Source organism: Herbiconiux sp., from assembly GCF_023264855.1.
Lineage (GTDB): Bacteria > Actinomycetota > Actinomycetes > Actinomycetales > Microbacteriaceae > Herbiconiux.
In genome coordinates, this window is record NZ_JAHFUW010000036.1 from 25390 (window position 1) to 46606 (window position 21217).

Genomic DNA, 21217 nt, shown 5'->3' on the forward strand with positions numbered 1-21217 from the left:
TTGCGTGTCATGAAGCACTTACGCTCAGGTGGCACGGGGAACGACTTCCAGCTCGGACTGTTCAGCGCGAACTCCCCGGGCGGCCTGGCCATGACCAAGGCGCCCGATCGGTGGTCGGGATCGTGGGACGACAACCGCGCGCTCGCCGTGATGGCCGATCAGGCCGGGATCGACTTCCTGCTGCCGATCGCCCGGTTCATCGGCTACGGCGGCGAGACCGACTTCCACGGCGAGATCCTCGATCCGCTCTCCTGGCAGGCGGGCCTCCTGGCCGTCACCGAGCAGATCGGCGTGTTCGCCACCGTGCACACCGCCTTCAACCACCCCGTGGTCACGGCGAAGGCCCTGGCCACCAACTCGCAGATCGGCCACGGCCGCGCGGGCATCAACATCGTGGCCGGCTGGAACAAGCCCGAGTACGAGATGTTCGGCGTCGACCTGCCGAGCGAGCACGACGCCCGCTACGCCCTCGCCCAGGAGTGGTGGGACATCGTGCAGAAGACCATGACGAGCGACGAGCCCTTCGACTGGCACGGCGAGCACTACTCGCTCGAGCACGTGCTCGGCAAGCCGAAGGCGTACGGCGGCCTGCCGCCCGTGCTGAACGCCGGCTCCTCGGCGCAGGGCCGCGAGTACGCCGCCCGCAACGCCGACTTCGTCTTCACCGTCGTGGGCGCACCCGAAGACGGCGCCCCCATCGTCGAGTCGGTGACGGCGGATGCCCGTGCCCGGGGCCGCGAGACCGGCGCCATCACCCTCACCCATGTGGTGTGCCGGCCCACCGACGCCGAGGCCGAGGAGTTCCTGCACTACTACGCCGACGAGCAGGCCGACTGGGACGGCATCGACAACGCGATGCGCCTGCAGGGTCTGCACGCCAAGACCTTCACGCCCGAGATGCTCAGCACGTTCCGCGGCCGCTTCGCCGCGGGCTACGGCAGCGCGCCGCTGATCGGCAGCCCCGACACGATCGCGGCCCTCATCCAGCGCTACGCCGACGCCGGGTTCGCCGGCATCACGCTGAGCTTCATGAACTACCTCGACGAGCTGCCGTTCTTCGTCGAGGAGGTGCTGCCGAGGCTGGAGAGCCGCGGCCTGCGCGGGAGCCGGCGATGACCACCGGCACGGTGCAGTACGGCTACGCCCGCACGGCGCTCGGCCAGCTGCACTACGCCGAGGCGGGTGAGGGCTCCGCCGTGCTGCTGCTGCACCAGACGCCGCGCTCGCTCGACGAGTACGCCGAGCTGATGCCGCTGATCGCTGCCGCCGGGCACCGCGCCATCGCGATGGACATGTACGGCTTCGGGCAGAGTGCCAAGCCCGAGGGCCCGCAGAGCATCGAGCAGTTCGCCGCCGGGGTCGTGGCGCTCGCCGATGCGCTCGGGCTCGACCGGTTCGCCGTGATGGGCCACCACACCGGTGCGGTCGTGGCGATCGAGGTGGCCGCCTCGCATCCAGAGCGCGTGTCGGCCGTCGTGCTGTCGTCGCCTGCCTACACGGATGCCGCCTACCGGGCCGCCCACGCGAACGGCCCGGGCGTCGACGAGGCCGACATCGCCGACGACGGATCGCACCTCACCACCCTGTGGGGTCTGCGTGCTCCCTATTACCCGGGGTCGCGGCCGGATCTGCTCGACCGTTTCATCCGCGACGCCCTCGCTCCCGGAGTCGTGCCCGCCGAGGGTCACCTCGCGTGCGCCCGCTACGTCATGGAGGAACGGATCGGGCTCGTGGCCGCACCGGCCCTCGTGATCGGCGCCTCCGACGATCCCTTCGCACTGCCCGACGTGGCACGCGTCGCCGACGCCCTCGAGCACGCGGCCGCCGTGCAGGTGGCCGTGATCGAAGGCGGCACCATCCCGCTGCTGGAGCACAAGAGTGCCGAGGTCGCCGCCGTGGTGCTGCCTTTCCTGGCCGAGAGGAGCCGATCGTGACCACACCGCAGCCCGCCCTCATCCGGGTCGAGAACCTGGTCAAGCGCTTCCCCGGGGTCGTCGCCCTGGACGACGTGACGCTGGAGATCCACGCCGGTGAGGTGCTCGCGCTGACCGGCGAGAACGGATCCGGCAAGTCGACCCTCTCGAAGATCGTCGGCGGCCTCTACCAGCCCGACGGCGGCCGCATCCTGGTCGACGGCGTGGAGCGCCGGCTCGCCAACCCGCACGCCGCCCTCGAGCACGGCATCGTGCTGATCAGCCAGGAGCTCACGCTCGCCCCCACCCTCACGGTGGCCGAGAACGTGCTGCTCGGCCGGCTGCCGCGGCGCGGCGGTGCCATCGACTGGCCGGAGACCCGGCGGCGCGCCGCCGAGGTGCTGGCCGAGCTCGGCGTGCACATCGACGTGGAGCGCCGTGTCGACTCCCTCAGCGTGGAGCTGCAGCAGGAAGTGGAGATCGCCCGCGCCATCTCCACCCGTGCCCGCCTTCTCATCCTCGACGAGGCCACCAGCTCGCTCTCCGAGGGCGCCACCCTGCGCCTGCTCGACATCGTCGCCGGGCTCTCCGCCCGCGGGGTGGCCGTGCTCATGATCACCCACCGCATGCCCGAGATCTACGCCAGCTGCTCGCGGGCCGTGGTGCTGCGAGACGGTGCGCTCGCCGGTGAAGCTCCACTGCCCTCCACCGCCGAGCACGAGCTGGTGCGGATGATGGTGGGCCGCGAACTGCTCGACTACTACGGCAGCCGCGTGGCCGCCCCCGCCGAAGTGGTGCTCGAGGTCGATCGACTGCACACCGCCGACGGCGCGCTGAAGCCGGTCGGTTTCCAGGTGCGGGCGGGCGAAGTTCTCGGCGTGGCCGGCCTCGTCGGTTCGGGCAAGGCCGAGCTCGCCATGGCTCTCGGCGGAGCCATTCCGGCCCGCGGAGAGGTGCGGGTGGCCGGCCGGCCGCTTCGCCTCGGCAGCCCCCGCCGCGCCATCGCGGCCGGTGTCGGCTATGTGCCGGACGACCGTCGCCGGGAGGCCTTGCTGCCACCCCGCAGCGTCGCCGAGAACATCAGTCTGGCGTGGCTGGACACCATCACGCGCTTCGGCTTCGTGCGGGTCGGCGCCGAGCGCCGCGACGTCTCGCAGGTGGTGACCGACTACGGCGTGAAGACCTCCTCGCTCGACAAGCGCATCACGCTGCTCTCGGGCGGCAACCAGCAGAAGGCCATCCTCGGCCGCACCTTCGCCCGCGGATGCCCGGTCTACGTGCTCAACGAGCCCACCCGCGGCGTCGACGTCGGCTCGAAGAGCGCGATCTACGGCTACATCCAGCGGCTGGCGGAGAAGGGCGCGGCGATCGTGCTGATCTCCTCGGAGCTGCCCGAGCTGATCGGGCTCTCGGATCGGGTCGCCGTCTTCCATCACGGGGGCATCCGCGCCGTGGTGGCGGGTGCGGACCTCACCGAGGAGGTGCTCGGCTCGTACGCCGTGAGCGGCACCCGCCCCGACGAGCACCCCTCCGCGGTCATCTCGACCGGTGCAATCGAACCCAACGACACCCCCACCAGTGCCGTCAGCGGCGCGGGAAGGACACGATGAACGAGACACTCCTGGAGCGCATCGACGAGAAGCCGGCACCCCCGGCTCGCCGCCCGGTCTGGTCGCGCATCGCGGCCGCCACCGGGCCCGCGACCGGAGCCATCGCCGGCATCGTCATCCTCACCGTGATCCTCGCCGTCACCCAGCCGGTGTTCCTCACCTGGGGCAACATCACCAACCTGGTCGGCGCGAACAGCGTCACCCTCGTGCTCGCCCTCGGCGCCACCTTCGTGCTGCTGGCCGGCGGGCTCGACCTCTCACTCGTGGCGGCGAGCGCGGCCACCGGAATGGTCTTCGGCCTGATGCTGCAGAGCGGCGCCGACGCCCTCCCGGCGATCGCCGTGACCCTGCTGGCCGGTCTCGTGTTCGGCCTGCTGAACGGCGTGCTCACGAGCTACGCACGGATCCCGTTCCTCGTGGTCACCCTCGGCACGGCCTCCCTGTTCGCCAGCATCGCGCTGCTGCTGAACGACGGCAAGACCATCAACGTGTTCGACTTCCCGGGCTTCGCCTTCGTGAACGACTTCGTGCTGGGTCAGGCATTCGGCATCCCGTTCATCCTGATGTTCGACATCGTGCTGATCGTCATCACCGCCGTGGTGCTGCGCTACACGAAGTTCGGCCGCGGCATCTACGCGGTCGGCTCGAACGCCGAGGCGGCCCGGCTGAACGGCATCAACGTGCGGCTCACCACGATGCTCGTGTACGTGATCGTGGGCTTCACCGCCGCGCTCGCCTCGCTCGTGCAGGTGGGCCGGCTGGCCGGGGCGGCGCCCACCTTCGACGCCACGCTGCTGCTCACCGTCATCGCCGCCGTGCTGATCGGCGGCACCGCCTACACCGGCGGCGAAGGCGGCGTCGGCGGCACGGTGCTCGGCGTGCTCTTCCTCGGCATCATCCAGAACGGGCTCACGCTCACCAGCGTCTCCTCCTTCTGGCGGGGCGCGGTCAACGGAATCGTGCTCATCCTCGCCGTCGCGCTCGGAGTGGCGCGGCAGTACGGCTGGCTGCGATTCGGACGGAAAGGACGATGACGATGACCGATACGCACACCCTCACCCCCGACGACACCGCCGGAGCGACCCAGGACGAGGTCGTCCGGGCCGTCTGCGACGCGCTGCTGCCCTCGCTCGAGCCGGCCGCCGACGCGCTCGGCGATCCGGTTCTCGAGGCCTACTACCGCGACGGCGCCGTAGCCCGGGGCATCGACACCGCCGTCGCCGCCGCGGTGCCGACCCTCGACGCCACCCTGCGCCGGGCGATCGCCTCGCTCGCCGAGCACCTCGCGGCCTCCGGGTTCCTCGACCCCGCCGCCGCTGCCGATCCGGATGCGCGGATCGCGATGCTGCGCGCCGCCGGTGACGCCTCCCTCACCCACCGCAACGCGGTGCGGCAGCTGAAGAGCATGGCCATGGGCACCTTCGTGAACGCCGTCGACGAGACCGGCACCAACCCCGTCTGGCCCGCACTCGGCTACGGCCCGCTGGCCTACCGTCCGGCCACGCCGGGGGAGACGCCGAAGAACCTCCGGGTCGAGACACCGGATGCCGCCGCCGAGATCGTGCTCACCGCCGACGTGGTGGTGGTCGGCTCGGGCGCCGGCGGCGGTGTCATCGCCGCCCGGGCCGCCCAGGCGGGCCTCTCGGTGATCGTGCTCGACGCCGGTCCGCACGTGACCGACGCCAAACGCACCCAGCACGGCGCCGAGGGCGGAGCGGTGTTCCTCGGCCGCGGCGGTCTCTTCTCCGAGACCGGGCAGATGGGCATCCTGGCCGGCTCGGCCGTCGGCGGCGGCACCCTGATCAACTCGATGGTGAGCCTGCGGCCGCCCCAGAAGATCCGCGAGCTGTGGGCGAGCGAAGGCCTCGAGGGCCTCGACGGCCCCGAGTTCGAGGCTCAGCTCGACCGGGTGTGGAGCCGCCTCGGTGTGAACACCGAGGCCTCCCACCACAACGCCAACACCCGCGCCATGATCACGGGCCTCGCCGAGCTCGGCTACGCGCACGAACGCCTGCCGCGCAACTTCGTGGCCGACGGGGTGAGCGAGTTCTGCCCGTTCTGCGCCGAGGGATGCACCCACCAGCAGGGCTTCCGCGCCTCGACCGTGGTGACCTACCTCGACGACGCCGTCGCATCCGGAGCCCGGGTGTTCGCCGGCGCCTGGATCGACCGGGTCACCGTCGCCGACGGCTCGGCGACCGGGGTCACCGGCACGATCGAGACCGCCGACGGGCAGCGGCCCCTGCGGGTCGACGCCCCCACGGTGGTGGTCGCCGCCGGTGGCATCGAGTCGCCCGCGCTGCTGCTGCGCTCGGGCATCGGCGGCCCCGCCGTCGGCGAGAACCTGCGCCTGCACCCGGCCTGGATCGTCACCGGCGTCTACGACGAGGCGATCGAGGCCTGGCACGGCCAGATCCAGTCGGCCGTGAGCTTCGACCTCACCGAGGTCGTCGACGGCGAGGGCTTCCTCGTGGAGTCGCTCTCGCTCAACATCGGCAGCTGGGCCGGCCTCAGCCCGCTCGCCGAGGGACGGGTCGCCCGCGACCGGATGCGCTCCTTCGACCGCTACGCCACCTGGCACGGCGTGGCGCACGACCACGGCGCCGGCCGGGTCGTGCTCGACGAGGAGGGCCGCGCCGCCCTGATCTGGGATCTGGACGACGACATCGACTACCGGGTCGGCGTGCGCGCGCACCAGGAACTCGCCCGCATGCACAAGGCCGCGGGAGCGAAGGAGATCTTCACCTTCCTCTGGCGCGACCTGCGCTGGCGGGACGGGGAGGACTTCGAGGCGTTCCTCGACGCGCTCGCCGCCGAGCCGCCGCGCGACCACCTCGCGATGTCGGCCCACCAGATGGGCTCGTGCCGGCTCGGCGCCGACCCGACCGTCTCGGTGGCCGACGGCCGAGGGCAGCTGCACGACACCTCCGGGGTGTGGATCGGTGACGCCTCGGCGCTGCCCACCGCGCCCGGCGTCAATCCGATGATCACCGTGATGGCGGTCGCCGAGCGAACCGCGGAAGCGCTCGTCGCGACCGTGCGAAAGGGCGGCTGAGACCCGGCCCGTTCCGCGCCATCCAGCCCACCAGACCCTCCTCGGGTGCCGGTGCCGTGCATCCGCACGCCCGAAAACCGGCCGAGGAGCCCCGCACCACCCGAAAGCTCCACACCCGAAAGCACCAACTCACATCCCCTGAAGAGAGGTCGTTCGACATGAAGTCCAAGACACCCGTCGCCGTCGCAGCACTGCTCCCCGCTGCTCTGCTGCTCGCCGCGTGCAGCGGCGGCACCACGGCCGCCACCGGCGGCGACAGCGCCTCCGGCTCCTGGAGCCTCGGCTACTCGACGCCGGTCGGTGCTCAGCCCGGCCAGCAGCAGATCGCCGAGACCATCGGCGCCGCCACGACCGAACTCGGCTGGAGCAACGAGATCCTGGATGCCAACCTCTCGGTCGACAAGCAGGTCTCCGACGTGCAGACCATGCTGCAGCTCGGTGTGAACGCGATCGGCCTGTGGGCGCTCGACTCGAACGCCCTGCGCAGCGCCTACGCCCAGGCCGCCGAGAAGGACGTCAAGCTGATCGGTCTGAACAGCGAGGCCGACGAGTTCGACGGCACCGTGTGGTGGCAGACCCACGTCTGCCTCGACGGCGGCCCCTCCGACCAGACCGCGAAGTACATCGCCGACGCCAAGCCCGACGCGAAGGTGATCGTGATCGGCGGACCGCCGGTCGCCTCCATCACCGGCACCGTGGAGTGCTTCACGAAGGCCGCCGAGGCCGCGGGCATCACGATCGTGAACCAGACCGACAACACGGCCGACGACAGCGCGACCGCCGCCTCGCTCGTCTCCGACCTGCTGCTGCAGTACCCCGACGTCGACGCCATCTGGTCGTACAACGACGCCTCGGCCCTCGGCGCCTCCTCGGCGATCACCCAGGCCGGCGGCAGCATCTACGACGGTTCGAACGACGGCGTGATCACGATCGGCATCAACGGCGACGCGGATGCCATCCAGGCCGTCGAGCAGGGACGCCTCACCGGCACCTGGGACCCGAACCCGCCGGCCACCGGCTGGGCGATGGTCAAGGCCGCCGAGCTGCTGAAGGACGGCGAGCCCGCCGACCTGATCGTCGAGGCGACCTTCTGGACCAAGGAGAATCTGGCCGACTACGTGGCTCCCGAAGACCGCGTGTACACGCTCGACACGATCCCGCTGGTCGAGTAGCGGCACCTGCCGTCCGTCCCGACGGACCGATCCACAGCACCACCGACACACTGAACCATCTGAAGAAAGGCGACGACGGCATGAGCGGATCCACGCGGCTCCTGATCGGCGGCCACTGGGCCGATGCGAGCGACGGCGGCACCCGGGAGACCCGGGACCCGGCCACCGGTGCCGTGATCGGCTCGGCGGCCGAGGCCACTCGTGCCGACGTCGACGACGCGGTCCGCGCTGCGCGGGAGGCCTTCCGGTCTCCCGCGTGGCGGGACCTCACCCCTGACGCCCGGGGCCGCCTGCTCTGGCGCGTCGCCGAGCTGATCGAGCGCGACGCCGACGAACTCGCCGCGCTCGAGGTGCTGGACTCGGGGCAGCCGATCGGCATGGCCCGCGACGTCAACGTGCCGCTCGGCGCCCAGGTCTTCCGTTACTACGCGGGCTACGCCACGAAGCTCGAGGGCAAGACCACGCAGGTCTCCATCCGGGGCCAGCTCACCTACACGCTGCGGGAGCCGATCGGCATAGCCGCGCTCATCACCCCCTGGAACGTCCCCTTCGCCATCGCGGCCTGGAAGCTCGCACCCGCTCTCGCCACCGGCAACGTCGCCATCCTGAAGCCGGCCGAGCAGACGCCGCTCTCCACGGTCAAGCTCGCCGAGCTGTGCGAGGAGGCCGGCATCCCGCCGGGCGTGGTGAGCCTGCTCACCGGCGGCCCCGAGGTCGGCAGGGCGCTCGTGGCGCACGCCGGTGTGGGCAAGGTCTCGTTCACCGGATCCACCGAAGTGGGCCAGGAGATCGTGCGATCCTCGGCCGGCAACCTCAAACGGGTCTCGCTCGAGCTCGGCGGCAAGGCGCCGAGCATCGTCGCCGCGGATGCCGACATCGACGCGGCCGTGCAGGGCAACCTCCAGGGCGCCGCTTTCAACTCCGGGCAGGCCTGCGGGGCCTACACCCGCTTCTACGTGCACGAGTCCCGGTTGGCGGAGTTCTCGGAGAAGATCGCCGCCGCGGCCGAAAAGCTCGTGATCGGCCCGGGCAGCGACCCCGCGACCGTGCTCGGCCCGCTCATCTCCGAAGAGCAGCTCGACAAGGTGCACTCCGCCGTGCAGGCGGCCGTCGACGGGGGAGCGATCCTGCTCACCGGGGGTGCGCGCGCCGACGGAGACCTCGCCTCCGGATGCTTCTACCGCCCGACCGTGCTCACCGGCGTGCGCGACGACATGGCCGTCGCCCGCGAGGAGCTGTTCGGCCCTGTGATCCCGATCTTCTCCTTCCGCGACCTCGACGAGGCGATCGAGCGGGCGAACGACTCGGCCTACGGCCTGGCCAGCGTCGTCTGGACGAACGACCTCCGCACCGCCCACCGGGTGGCCGCCGAGGTGCAGGCCGGAACCGTCTTCGTCAACCAGCTCCCACTGATCGACCCGGCGGCGCCGTGGGGCGGCATCGGCCTGAGCGGCTGGGGCCGCGAGATGGGCTCCTACTCGATCGACGCCTTCACCGAGACGAAGAGCGTCTTCGTCAACCTCACCTGATGGCGAGCGGATCGAGAATGAGCGACTCCGTCGTCATCGCCGGGGCGGCCGAGACGCCGTACACCCGGCATCCGGAACCCCGGGTCACCACGGCCGGCCTGCTCGTGCGGGCTGCCCGCGAGGCCGTCGCCGCGGCCGGGCTGCGCTGGTCCGACGTCGACGGGCTCGGCGTCTCCAGCTTCACGCTCGGGCCCGACCATGCCGTCGACCTCGCCTGGCGCGCCGGTCTCGGCCCGCTGCGCTGGCTGATGGAGGACACCAACGGCGGCGCGAGCGCCCTCAACATGCTGCAGCACGCCGAGCTCGCCATCCGTTCGGGCCAGGCCTCCACGATCGTGCTGGTGTCGGGCGACCGGATGGATGCCGCGGCGTTCCGGATGCTCGTCGAGCACTACAACCGGTCCACCGAAGACCACCTGGTGCCGTTGCCGGCCACCGGGCCGAACGCTCTGTTCGCCCTGCTCACCCAGCGCCAGATGACCGCTCTCGGCCTCACTCGCCGCGACTACGGGCGTATCGCCACGGCGCAGCGGGAGTGGGCCGGGCGGAACCCCGGGGCTGTCTACCGCACGCCGCTGACCCTCGAGGAGTATCTCGACGCGCCGCTCGTGGCCCCGCCGCTCGGCCGCTACGACTGCGTGCCGCCGGTGAGCGGCGCCGATGCCGTGGTGCTGACCGCCGCCGGCCCGCCCGGTGCCGAGGGCGGCCGCGCGGTGCGGGTGCTCGCGGTGGAGACGACGACCGGCATCGACGATCAAGACGGCGACGGTCTCACGACAGGGCTCGTGCAGGCCGCGCCGCGCGCCTGGGAACGGGCGGGCCTCGGTGCCTCCGACATGCACGTGTTCAGCGTCTACGACGACTACCCGGCGATGGCGCTCGCCCAGCTGATCGACCTGGGGGCCATCGCGGCACCGGATGCGGCGCGCGATCTCGCCGAGCGCATCGGCACCCGGCGGCTGCCCGTCAACACCGCCGGAGGCCAGCTCTCGGCCGGCCAGGCCGGTGCGGCCGCGGGCATGCACGGCGTCGTGGAGACGTACCGGCAGCTCGCGGGGATCGCGGGCGAGCGGCAGGTTCCGGATGCGCGGTTCGGCGTGGTCACCGGCTACGGCATGGTGCTGTACCGGTATGGCTCCTGCGCGAACGTCGCGGTGCTGGAGGCCGTGCGATGAGCGGCACATCCCGCGCGGAGGCCGCGGCATCCGGAGCCCTCCCCGCCTTCTTGCAGAGCTGCCTCGCCTGCGCCACCGTCGTCTTCCCGCCGCGGCTGGCCTGCCGATCATGCGGCGACGACCGCTTCGAACCGGTGCCGGCCGGCCCCGGCGTCGTCGAGCAGGTCACCGAGCTGCCGGGCGGGCTGCGCATCGCCTCGGTGCGCGCCCGCGGCGTGCTCGTCGTCTGCTCGAGCACCGGAGCGCTCGCCGAGGGCGACTCCGTCACTGTCATCGGCTCGCCGGGCGACCCGGCCGCCGTTCCCGCGCAGGTGTATCTGCCCGGCTCCGCACACATCCACAACTCCGCACACACCGAGAACGAGGGAACCCCATGACTCGCATTCCTCAATTGGACCGCCCCCTGGCGGACTGCACCATCCCGGCGATGCTGCAGCGGCGCGCCGACGAGATGCCCGACGACCTGCTGCTGAGCTCGGGCGCGCAGACCCGCACGGGCGCCGAGCAGCTGCGCGTAGTGCGCGGGCTCGGTGGGGTGCTGAGCGACGCGGGTGTGGCCGTCGGCGACCGGATCGCCATGCTCTCGGGGAACCGGCTCGAGCTGCTGGACATGATCCTCGCGGCCGCCTGGATCGGCGCGGTCGCCGTGCCGTTGAACCCCGCACTGACCCCGCCGCAGCTGCGGCACGCGCTGGCCAACAGCGGGGCGCGCCTGCTGCTGGCCGACGAGCAGGGACTGGCCGGATTCGCGCGGCTCGACGATCCGGTCGGCATCGAGCGGGTGCTGGGTTTCGAGGCGTCCGCCGAGGCCGGCGACGACGGCGCGCGGGTGCTCACGCTGCCGGTGGAGCCGATCCCGGCGATCTCCCGCGAGGTCGACGCAGCAGCGGTGGCGCCTTCCGACATCGCCGCCATCCTCTACACCTCCGGCACGACCGGGCCGTCCAAGGGCGTGCTGTGCCCGCACGCGCAGTTCTACTGGTGGGGCCGCAACCAGACCCTGCACATGCGCTTCACCCGGGACGACGTGCTGTTCACGACCCTGCCGCTGTTCCACACCAACGCGCTGAACGCCTTCATCCAGGCCGTCGTCTCCGGCGCCTCCTTCGTGGTGGCGCGGCGCTTCTCGGCCAGCCGGTTCTGGCAGGATGCCGCCGACTGCGGCGCCACGTTCACCTTCCTGCTCGGGGCGATGGTGGGCATCCTGCTCAACCGGCCCGACAGCGAGTTCGTGCCGCATCGCGTGCGTGCGGCGCTCGCCCCGGCCACTCCGGCGCGCATGCTGCCGGAGTTCAAGGAGCGGTTCGGCGTCAACCTCGTCGACGCCTTCGGATCGACTGAGACGAACCTCGCCATCGCCGTGCCGGTCGACGAGCTGCGGCCCGGGTACCTCGGTGTCTCGGTGCCGGGCTTCGACAACCGGGTGATCGACCCGGAGAACGGCGAGCCGCTGCCCGACGGGGTGCCCGGCGAACTGCTCATCCGCAGCGATCAGCCCTACGCCCTCGCCCGCGGCTACTTCGGGATGCCGAACGAGACCGTCAAGGCCTGGGACGACCTCTGGTTCCACACCGGCGACCGCGTGGTGCGCGAGGCCGACGGATGGTTCCGGTTCCTCGACCGCATCAAGGACATCATCCGGCGCCGGGGCGAGAACATCTCCTCGGTCGAGGTGGAGTCGACCGTGCTGCAACATCCCGGCGTCGCGGCCGTCGCCGCCTACGCCGTGCCCTCCGAACTCGGCGAGGAAGAGGTGCAGATCTCGGTCGAGGTCAAGGCGGGAGTCGAGCTGGAGCCGCATGAGCTGATCGAGTTCGTCGAACCGCACCTGCCGCCGTTCGCAGTGCCGCGCTTCATCGTGTTCGAGCATGACCTGCCGCGCACGGCCAACGGCAAGGTGAGCAAGGCCGAGCTGCGCAAGCGCGGTGCCGCGGTGCAGCGCTGGGACCGCGAGGCGGAGACGGCCGACCGATGAGCGACGCGACCGCCATCCTGGCCCAGGATGCGACCGGCCAGGCCGAGGCCGTCCGAAGCGGGCTGCTCACCGCGACGGAGTTGCTCGAGCTGTCGCTCCAGCGCATCGCGGAAGCCGACCCCGCCGTCAACGCGGTGATCCACCTCGATCCGGATGCTGCGCGATGGCCGGTCGAGCCGGGCCCGTTCTCGGGCGTCCCCCTTCTTCTGAAGGACCTCGGCGCCGCGGCGATCGGTCACCCCGACCACCAGGGCAGTCTCGTCCGCAAGCGGGCCGGCTGCACCTTCGACCACGACTCCGCCCTCGTCCGCCGGCTGCGGGCGGGCGGCTTCGTGCCGATCGGGCGCACGAACTCGGCCGAGTTCGGGTTGCACTCCGAGACCAGGAACCTCGCCTACGGGCTCACCCGCAACCCGTGGGACCCGGGCCGATCGGCCGGCGGGTCGTCCGGAGGTGCGGCCGCCGCGGTGGCCGCGGGCATGACGGCCATCGCGCAGGGAACCGACGGGGGAGGCTCCTTGCGCAATCCGGCGGCGCACTGCGGGCTCGTGGCGCTGAAGGTGAGCCGGGGCACGATCAGCGGAGCGCCTGCCGGTGAGTCGCTGTACGGCATCTCGCAGCCGGGGCTGCTCACGAAGTCGGTGCGGGATGCCCGCGCCGCGTTCGCGCTGCTGGCCGGTGCCGAGCCCGGGGACGCGGTGCTGTCGCCCGGCCTCTTCGCCGGTGTCGAGGATGCCGGCACCGTGCACCCGGGTGCGGGACTGCGGATCGGGCTGCTCGATCATGACCCGGCCGGCGTCTACGCCGTCGACTCCGAGATCGCCGAGTCGGTGACCCGCACGGGGCGGCTCCTCCAGGGTCTCGGCCACCGAGTGGAGGAGGCCTGGCCGGAGGCGATGTTCCCGCACGACTTCGCCGAGCACTGGTTCCAGGCCCTGCTGCCGTTCGCGAGGATCGCGCGCGACCGGGCGGTTGCCGCCGCCGTCGCATCCGGCGTTCCGGGGGCGGCCGAGGCGGGGTTCGATCCGATCACGGACTATTGGGCCGAGCAGGCCGGTGCGCAGAGCTCGGCGCAGCACGTGGAGGCGATGGGCTGGTTCGACGGGTTCCGCCGCCGCGTGCAGTCGTGGTGGCACGACTTCGACGTGCTGGTCAGCCCCGTGCTCCCACTGCTGCCGCAGCCGGCCGGCCAGTTCGCCGACCCGGCCACGGGCATCGAGGAGTCCATCCGCATCCTCCGCTTCACCCCGCAGGCGAACATGACCGGACTGCCGGCGATGAGCGTGCCGGTCGGCTTCAGCGCCGACGGCCTCCCGCTCGCCGTGCAGCTCGTCGGCGCGTACGGAGCCGACCGTCTCCTGCTCGACCTCGCCGGCCGGCTCGAGCAGGTTCAGCCCTGGCGCACCTCCGTGCTCGCCCCCGCCCTCTGACGATGGGGCGAGCACGCACCGCGGGCCGCGAGCCCGGCCCGGCGGACGAGGTCAGCGGGGGAGGCGGATGCCCTTCTTCTCCAGGCGGGGGAGCACCTCGGCGGCGAAGTAGCCGAGTTCGTCGGTGTAGTTCAGGAAGCTCATCGTCATCCCCGAGAAGCCGGCCTCGGCGTAGCGGGCGATCTCGTCGGCCACGTCGTCGGGCGATCCGATCAGCGGCACGCTGCCGTGGCCCGCGGCGAAACGGCCGCGGAACATCGCGAGCATCTCGGGCGTGAACGACTGCGCGTGCAGGCCCTGCAGGCGCATCAGGTTGTCCACGGCGTCCCAGTCGGCGTTCTCGTCGGCGTAATAGTGCAAGAACTCCTCGGCCTCGGTGCGGGTAGGTCGGCACACCACGTGGCCGAGCGTGAAGACACCCACGTCGCGGCCGTGGTCGGCCTGGCCGGCGGCCTTGATCGAGGTCACGATCTCGGCGCCGTCCTCCGGGCCGCCCACCACGGTGAAGGCGTAGTCGGCGTTGCGGGCGGCGAAGTCGCGGCCCTGTTTCGACGAGCCGGCGTTCAGCACCGGAACGCCCCCGCCCTGGGGCTTCGGCCAGCCCTCGAGGTGCTTCGAGCTGAAGTATTCGCCGTTCCAGTCGAAGGGCTCCTCGCTCTCCCACAGGGTACGGATGAGATCCCACCACTCCTGCGCGCGGGCATAGCGGGCGTCGTGATCGGTGGGCAGCTCGGTGCCGAAGGTCTCGTACTCAGGCTGATTCCAGCCGGCGACGATGTTCAGACCCGCGCGACCGTGGCCGATCTGCGAGGCCGTGGCGAGGGCCTTGGCCACCACGATCGGGTGGTTGAAGGCCGTGTGCACGGTGGCGAACACGCTGATCTTCTCCGTGATCGCGAGCAGGCCGGCCTGCCAGGCCACGGGGTCGAGAACGGATCCGTGGAAGTTCGTCGATCCGCCGTAACCGATCCAGCGGGCGATCGGCAGCAGGAAGTCGATCCCCACCTCGTCGGCGAGGCGGCCGAGCGCCATGTTGTCGTCCCAGCTCCCCGACCAGCGCTCCGGCACGGTGGTGACCGCGAGGCCGGACGAGCAGTTCGGGCTGAAGAGGCCGAGTTTGAAGTCGGGGAGGGCGAGGGATCCGGTCGGGTTGGGCATGTGGGCTCCTGTTCGGGTCGACGCTCACACGGTATGCCGCCCGGGGCCGGATGCGGAAGGCCCGCGCCGAGGTTTAATATTCTTGAAACGTGGCGATCGTCACGCGGGGGTGATGGATGTCGACGGCCAGTGCGCAGCGGCGTGGGCCAGGGCCCGGCCCTCCAGCAGTGTCACCATCCGCTCGAACAGCACGCCGGCGGCGGGAGCCGCCCAGTCTTCTCCGAGGATCTCGCGGGGAAGGCCCGGGTCACGGAAGGGGAGCTTCCGCCACTGGTTGATGACCGACACGTAGGTCACGAAGGCGTCTTCGCCGTTGATGGCCCCGGAACTCTCCAGCGCCTCGGCGTGCTCGCGGTGGGTGTCGATGAAGTCGCGGTACCGCTGGTCGATCTCGGGCAGGTCCCAGCCGCTGCGCAGAAGGGAATCCAGATCCTGTCCGCCCGCGTAGTCGCCCACGAAGACGGCGGACTGGCCGGTGAGCTCGAGCTCGTCGATCGCCCGCTTGGCCGCGTCGAGCATCCGTGCCGGCGCGATCCACACCCCGGAGCCGATGTTGCCGAAGCCGAGGGAGGCCAGATGGGCGCGGAGCTTGTGCCGCTTCGCCCGGGCCGACTCGGGCACCGAGAAGTTCACGACGCACCAGCCGTCGTCGAGGTTGGCGGCCTGGCGGGCGTGCCAGACGATCTCGTCGCCGGCGGCGAGCGACTGCAGTGCGAGCTCGGTGAGCAGGTAGCCCTTTGCCCGGGCGCGGGTCTCCGGCACCAGCCAGCCGCGCTGCTTCAGCCGGAAGATGGCCGTGCGCACACTCGACTCGTCGAGGCCGCACTGGCCCATCAGCTCGACGGCCCCGGCGATGGGCATCCAATTGCCCATCCGCCTCACGATCGAGCCGAGGAAACCTACGAGGATGGTGCGGGAGGCGCGCGCCGCCGCGGACCCCTGCGCTTGGCTGATCTCGGTCATTTCCCCCATCATGTCAGGTCGGAGTCGATGCCGTTCTTCGTGAACTCCGTCGTGGCGGCGATGGTGAGCACGGCGCCGAGGGCGACCAGGGCGAAGGCGATCACGGCGATCCACTCGATCACGCTGTCGGCCGGGCTGTGCTCGGCGATGTCGCCCGTCAGCAGGATCTCGAATCCCTGGGCGGCGAAGGCGTAGACGACGTCGAGCACGAACAATGCGGCGCCGAGGATGTAGCAGATGCGCAGTAGAAGAACGAGGCGGGCCGTCGTCGTGGTCACGACTCAACGATAGAGGCTGGGGACGAGGGGTGCGAGCGCGGACCACGTATGCGGTCGGGTGAGTCACTACGTATCCCTGATCTGCGGGCTACGTAATCCTCATCGTGACAGCGGATTTGCGGTCAGAACATGAGTAAAACCTACTCAACAGCACCGTCCGATCTGAGAGCGTCACCCCCGTTCTCCCACCCGAGTCGCCGCGAACCCTGCACTGTCGCGACGCAGAAGGAATGCACATGCCCACGTCGAAATCCATGTCCCCCCGAGTCCGCGGCCAGCGACTGCACGGCCGCGACCGGGCCTTCAAGCGAACCATCCTCACCCTCCGGGGCTCCGTGCCCGGCACCTGCGTGCTCATCACCGGCCGATCCGGTTCCGGCCGCACCGCGTTCCTGGAGGCGATCGCCGAGGCGCTCGCCGACGAGCGTGCGGTCTACTTGGTGCGGGGCCGATCCGATCTCTCGGATGTGCCGCTGGGCGCGCTCGCTCCCCTACTCGCGGCGCTGCCGGATGCGGGTGAGGTGGGGGGAGGCGCCGGTGGCGTTCCGGCCGACGATCACGCGCTGGTGCGATTCCACCGGGAGCTGAACCGCCCCGGTGTCGTGCTGGTGGTCGATGACGCCGACCTGCTCGACCCGGCCAGCGCCTGCGTGCTCGAGCAGGTGCGCCAGGGCGGTGCGGCGTCGATGGTGGTGTCCCGGCGTCTGGAGTCGATCTCCGAGCCCGGCTCCCGTGCGCGGCTGGAGAACTCCGGCTCCGGGGCTCTGCGACTCGGCCGTGACGCCTCGACGGTTTTCGAACTGACGCCGCTCTCGGCGAACGAAGGTCATTCGCTGGTGAAAGACCGCCTCGGCCCGAGCGTCGGCGACGCCGCGGCCGCCGAGATGGTGCGTCTGGCGGCCGGCAGCGTGCGCACGCTGGTCGAGTTGATCGAAGCGTCTGCCGGCGCCTGCGAGCTCGGTGACGACGCCGGATCATGGCGCGAGCAGTGGCCCTACGTGTCGGCCGGTCTGGTCGCGTCGCTTCCGGCGAACCCGCTGCAGGGCGACTTCCTGATCGACGACCTGATGACGGTGCTGGCGGTGGCCGGCGACCTCCCGGTCGAGCAGGCGGGCACCTCGGGCGTCTCCGAGAAGGCGACCCGGCGCGCCGAGGCGATGGGCCTGGTGATCACCCGTCTCGCCGACGGCCGCACCTGGGTACAGCTCGCGCATCCGCTCTACGCGGCGGTGGTGCTCGCCACCGTCACCGAGCTCGACCGGGGCGACTTCGCCGCCGCCGGTGCCGACATGCTCGACGGCTACCCGGCGCACCGCGTGCGGCGGGTGCTGCTGATGCTCACCGCCGGGCAGCCCGTCGCTCCGTGGGTGCTCGTCGATCTCGCCCGCGAGGAACTCGGCGAACAGCGCTACGCCACAGCCATCCGGCTCGGTGAACAGGCCGCCGCCGCGGCCGGCGACGAGCGCCGGCTCCGGGCCGCCGGCGAGTACGCGCAGGCGCAGGCCCTCTCGCAGATCGGCCGCATCCGCGCCGCCGGCGACCACTTCACCGCCGCGTGGGCGGCCCTCGACGCCCACGAGGGCCCGGTCGACGAGGAGTTCGTCGCCGCACTCGCCCAGGCGGAGGGCAACCACCTCGCCTTCCGCACCCTGCGACCGGATCTCGCGGTGATCCGCACCGAACCCGTCCTCGGGCGTCTCGGCGATGCCGCGATCAGGGCACTGATCGAATCCGATCTGGTGAAGTGGCGGCTGATGGCGGGGCAGGGGATGCCGGCCGACCTGGATGCTGTTCCCGATCCGCTCGGCGCGCTCGGCCCTGTCGAGACCTCGGGCGACCTCAACCTGCTGATCATGACCGCGATGCTGCAGACCATGGGCGGCAATCTGCGGCTCGCTCAGGAGGCGGTGCAGCGCGGGCTGGCCGAGTGCGAGCGCTTTCGCGACGTGCTGCCCAACGCCCGCGACCTGCTGCAGCTCTCCGACGTGCTGGTGCTCGCCTTCACCGACCGCTTCCTGGAGGCCCGGTCGGCGGCGCGCGCCAACCTCGCGAGGGCCGAGGAGTCCAATCCGAGTGCGAAGGGCGTCTGGAAGTTCGCGCTCGCGATGATCGAACTGCACACCGGGTCGCCCGCCCGAGCCTGGAAGCTGATCATCGAAGGCCGCCGTGATCTGGTCTGGCGTGACATCGCCGGCCTGCTCGCCTCGGCCGACGCGCTCTCCGCGGCGATCGCGGCCCGCACCGGCCGGTTCGCGATCGCGCGGAGCTGGCTGGATCAGCTGACGCCCGCCGAGGTGCGCGATCCGAAGGTGGAACTGTACGCCTCGCTCGCCCGGGCCTGGGTGTCGGCCTCGGCGGGCCGGCCCGGCTTCGCCATCCGCTCGCTCGCCCCCGCCCTGCAGCAGGCGGTCGACGGTGGGCACCTCTATCTGGCGGCCCTGGTGGCCTACGAGGGCGTGCGGATCGAACCCGTGGTCGGCGCGACGGTGATGCTGCCGTATCTGACGGCCGCGCGTCATGCCTTTCCGCTCTGCGAGGCTCACGCCCGAGCCGTGGCGTCCCGGCAAGACGTGCTGCCGGTCGCCAAGCAGCTGGCGGAGGCGGGGCTTCTCGGGCCGGCCATCGACGCGGCCCGCTGGGCGGCCGATCACGCCGGTGACGATCTGGTGCAGGCGGCGCGGGCGCACCGGCTGGCCGATTCCTGGACCGTGCGGACGGGGGTCTCGATGGCCGGCCGGCAGCGCCAGGATCAGCCGCGGGTGACCCCGCTGACCGATCGCGAGTGGCAGCTGGCATCCGGAGCGGCGGCGTTCCGCACCAGTGCCGAGCTCGCCGCCGAGTTCGGCATCTCGGTTCGCACCGTGGACAACCATCTGGCGCGCATCTACAAGAAGCTCGGTGTGGCCGGCCGGCGCGAGCTCTCGGCCGAGCTCAGCGAGCTCCAGCTGGATCACGACGACTACGCCACCGGCCCGGGCGGTGGGCCGGGTACGGGGGCGAAGTGAAGTCGAGTAGAAAGTACTCATCACACCCTGCCGCTCGTCACCCGCAGACTGTTCGCAGGCGTACAGCCTGATCATCTGCGCAGCGAGCATCCGCGCCGTGCGTGCGCGCCATACCCGGCGGTGTCCCTCGTCAGACCCGCTGTGGTGCTCGCGCGATGATCGAGAGCAGGGGCGGCCTTCGGGTGGTCGTCCCTGCTCCTCACCTCCACCCCGTCACGAGTGCGTGGCAGGCATCCCCGCAGCCGCTCCACCTCGCTACTGTGAGAGACATGACTCAACGGGTAGACACGCTCCTCATCTTCGGTGCCAGCGGAGACCTCACGGCCCGCCTGCTGCTGCCCGGTCTCGCGCAGTTGCTGACGGCGCAGCCCGAGCGGCGGCTGCGCCTGATCGGCGCCGGCGGTCTCGACTGGAGCGACGAGAAGTGGCACGGGGTCGTCACCACCTCGTTCGCCGAGGTGCAGGCGTCCGGAGCAGCGGTCGACGACCTTTTGAAGAGCACCCAGTACGTCAAGGCCGACGTCACCGATCCCGGCGAGCTCACCCGCGTGCTGGGCCTGGCCACCGGCACCCCGGCGATCTACTTCGCCCTGCCGCCGGCGGTCGCCGCCGCCGTGGTCACCACCCTGCAGAAGGTCGACTTCCCGGCCGGGCTCACGCTCGCCCTCGAGAAGCCCTTCGGTGTCGACGTGCCGAGTGCCGTCGCTCTGAACGCCGAGCTGGCGAAGCTGGTGCCCGAGAACCAGATCCACCGGGTCGATCACTTCCTCGGCCGTTCCACGGTGTTCAACATCTTGGGACTGCGGTTCGCGAACCGCATCTTCGAGCCGCTCTGGAACTCCGAGCACATCGCCCAGATCGACGTCGTCTACGACGAGCAGCTGGGTCTCGAGGGCCGGGCCGGCTACTACGACAAGGCCGGCGCACTGGTCGACATGATCCAGAGCCACCTGCTGCAGGTGATGGCCGTGCTGGCCATGGAGCCGCCGGCCACGCTCGGTCAAGACGACCTGCGCGACGCCAAGGAGCTCGTGCTGCGCGCCACCCACCTCTGGCACGACGACCCGAAGGTCGCCAGCCGCCGTGCTCGCTACACCGCCGGCAGCATCGACGGCCGCGAGCTGCCGAGCTACGCCGACGAGCAAGGTGTCGACCCGGCACGCGAGACCGAGACGCTGGCCGAGGTCACGCTCGAGGTGCAGACCTGGCGCTGGAAGGGCATGCCGATCACGCTCCGCTCCGGCAAGGCGATCGGGCAGCGCCGCCGCGAGATCGTGGTGACGTTCAAGCCTGCTCAGCAGGTGCCGGTGGGCCTCACCGGTGAGAGCTCGCCCACGGTGCTGCGCATCTTCCTGGCTCCGGATGCGATGTCGCTCGAGATCGACATCAACGGTCCCGGCGATCCCTACGAGCTCGAGCGCGCGAGCCTGGAGGCCACCTTCGGCGACGGCCAGCTGCTGGCCTACCGCGAGGTGCTCGCCGGCATCCTCGACGGAGACCCGACCCTCAGCGTGCGCGGCGACTCCGCGGTCGAGGGCTGGCGCATCCTGGCCCCCGCGATCGCCGCCTGGGCGGCCGACGAGGTGCCTCTCGAGCAGTACCCGGCGGGCTCCGAGGGCCCCGCCGACTGGACCCCCATCGGCTGACCCTGCCGCAGGTCCGTTGAGCACGTGAGCGCTCGACGGGTAGGTCAGATGACCCAGCGCACCTGGTTGTGGTTGCGGGCGGTGGCCTCGGCCACTTCGGCGTGGTGGGCGACGAGCGCGCGCAGGGCGTCGTCGTCGCGCGGGTCGGGGCCGTCGACCAGGGGAGCGGCGCCCACGGGGACCGCGGGGGTCGACGCGGCGGCCGGCAGAGCGGCGGCGGATGCGGCGGCGGGCACGATCGTGACGGGAGCGGTGGGGAGCGTGGTGGCGGATGCCACGGCGCGAGCGAGATCGCGCGGCACGTACAC

At 71.4% G+C, this 21217-nt stretch carries 17 protein-coding genes; 13 read left to right on the top strand and 4 right to left on the bottom strand.

The features are described from left to right. The first annotated feature begins 9 nt into the window (after window positions 1–9). From Q0D75_RS14400 to Q0D75_RS14450, 11 genes are all read left to right on the top strand, one after another. Window positions 10–1116 (top strand): LLM class flavin-dependent oxidoreductase, encoded by a 1107-nt coding sequence (locus Q0D75_RS14400; protein ID WP_291054707.1) that lies wholly within the window; start codon window positions 10–12, stop codon window positions 1114–1116. After that, complete coding sequence (locus Q0D75_RS14405; protein WP_291054710.1) at window positions 1113–1934, top strand: alpha/beta fold hydrolase; 822 nt, start codon at window positions 1113–1115, stop codon at window positions 1932–1934. Before Q0D75_RS14400 ends, Q0D75_RS14405 begins: the two co-directional genes overlap by 4 nt. Further along, window positions 1931–3523 (top strand): sugar ABC transporter ATP-binding protein, encoded by a 1593-nt coding sequence (locus Q0D75_RS14410; protein WP_291054713.1) that lies wholly within the window; start codon window positions 1931–1933, stop codon window positions 3521–3523. Before Q0D75_RS14405 ends, Q0D75_RS14410 begins: the two co-directional genes overlap by 4 nt. Continuing rightward, complete coding sequence (locus Q0D75_RS14415; protein ID WP_291054716.1) at window positions 3520–4557, top strand: ABC transporter permease; 1038 nt, start codon at window positions 3520–3522, stop codon at window positions 4555–4557. Before Q0D75_RS14410 ends, Q0D75_RS14415 begins: the two co-directional genes overlap by 4 nt. Window positions 4558–4559: 2 nt before the next feature. Next, window positions 4560–6578: a GMC family oxidoreductase gene (locus Q0D75_RS14420; RefSeq protein WP_291054719.1), complete on the top strand. Its 2019-nt coding sequence runs from the start codon at window positions 4560–4562 to the stop codon at window positions 6576–6578. Window positions 6579–6736: 158 nt separating this feature from the next. Continuing rightward, window positions 6737–7750: a sugar ABC transporter substrate-binding protein gene (locus tag Q0D75_RS14425; protein ID WP_291054721.1), complete on the top strand. Its 1014-nt coding sequence runs from the start codon at window positions 6737–6739 to the stop codon at window positions 7748–7750. An 80-nt stretch (window positions 7751–7830) separates the two neighbouring features. After that, the gene (locus Q0D75_RS14430; protein ID WP_291054724.1) at window positions 7831–9279 is read left to right on the top strand and encodes an aldehyde dehydrogenase family protein; all 1449 of its coding nucleotides are present in this window, start codon (window positions 7831–7833) and stop codon (window positions 9277–9279) included. 17 nt (window positions 9280–9296) lie between these two features. Beyond that, window positions 9297–10454, top strand: a complete 1158-nt coding sequence (locus tag Q0D75_RS14435; RefSeq protein WP_291054726.1) for a thiolase family protein — start codon at window positions 9297–9299, stop codon at window positions 10452–10454. Further along, on the top strand, window positions 10451–10831 hold the full coding sequence (locus Q0D75_RS14440; RefSeq protein WP_291054728.1) for a zinc ribbon domain-containing protein: 381 nt from the start codon (window positions 10451–10453) through the stop codon (window positions 10829–10831). The genes Q0D75_RS14435 and Q0D75_RS14440 overlap by 4 nt, the downstream gene beginning before the upstream one ends. Then, window positions 10828–12429, top strand: coding sequence for an AMP-binding protein (locus tag Q0D75_RS14445; protein WP_291054730.1), 1602 nt, complete (start codon window positions 10828–10830; stop codon window positions 12427–12429). Before Q0D75_RS14440 ends, Q0D75_RS14445 begins: the two co-directional genes overlap by 4 nt. After that, window positions 12426–13859, top strand: a complete 1434-nt coding sequence (locus Q0D75_RS14450; protein WP_291054733.1) for an amidase — start codon at window positions 12426–12428, stop codon at window positions 13857–13859. The genes Q0D75_RS14445 and Q0D75_RS14450 overlap by 4 nt, the downstream gene beginning before the upstream one ends. A gap of 51 nt (window positions 13860–13910) precedes the next feature. Here the strand turns inward: Q0D75_RS14450 and Q0D75_RS14455 are convergent, their stop codons facing one another. The 3 genes from Q0D75_RS14455 to Q0D75_RS14465 form a co-directional block, all read right to left on the bottom strand. After that, complete coding sequence (locus tag Q0D75_RS14455) at window positions 13911–15017, bottom strand: LLM class flavin-dependent oxidoreductase (protein WP_291054736.1); 1107 nt, start codon at window positions 15015–15017, stop codon at window positions 13911–13913. A 99-nt stretch (window positions 15018–15116) separates the two neighbouring features. After that, entirely contained in the window at window positions 15117–15980 is an 864-nt protein-coding gene (locus tag Q0D75_RS14460) for a PaaX family transcriptional regulator C-terminal domain-containing protein (protein ID WP_291054738.1), read from the bottom strand. 8 nt (window positions 15981–15988) lie between these two features. Continuing rightward, window positions 15989–16258 (bottom strand): hypothetical protein, encoded by a 270-nt coding sequence (locus Q0D75_RS14465; protein ID WP_291054740.1) that lies wholly within the window; start codon window positions 16256–16258, stop codon window positions 15989–15991. A 236-nt stretch (window positions 16259–16494) separates the two neighbouring features. Between Q0D75_RS14465 and Q0D75_RS14470 the strand changes: the two genes are divergently transcribed. Together Q0D75_RS14470 and Q0D75_RS14475 are read left to right on the top strand one after the other, a co-directional pair. Then, window positions 16495–19263, top strand: coding sequence for a LuxR C-terminal-related transcriptional regulator (locus Q0D75_RS14470; protein WP_291054743.1), 2769 nt, complete (start codon window positions 16495–16497; stop codon window positions 19261–19263). A gap of 269 nt (window positions 19264–19532) precedes the next feature. After that, window positions 19533–20909: a glucose-6-phosphate dehydrogenase gene (locus Q0D75_RS14475; RefSeq protein ID WP_291054746.1), complete on the top strand. Its 1377-nt coding sequence runs from the start codon at window positions 19533–19535 to the stop codon at window positions 20907–20909. A 44-nt stretch (window positions 20910–20953) separates the two neighbouring features. On the opposite strand, the gene Q0D75_RS14480 is transcribed toward Q0D75_RS14475, so the two are convergent. After that, window positions 20954–21217, bottom strand: a 264-nt coding sequence (locus Q0D75_RS14480) for a hypothetical protein (protein WP_291054749.1), incomplete at its 5' end; no start/stop codon positions are given.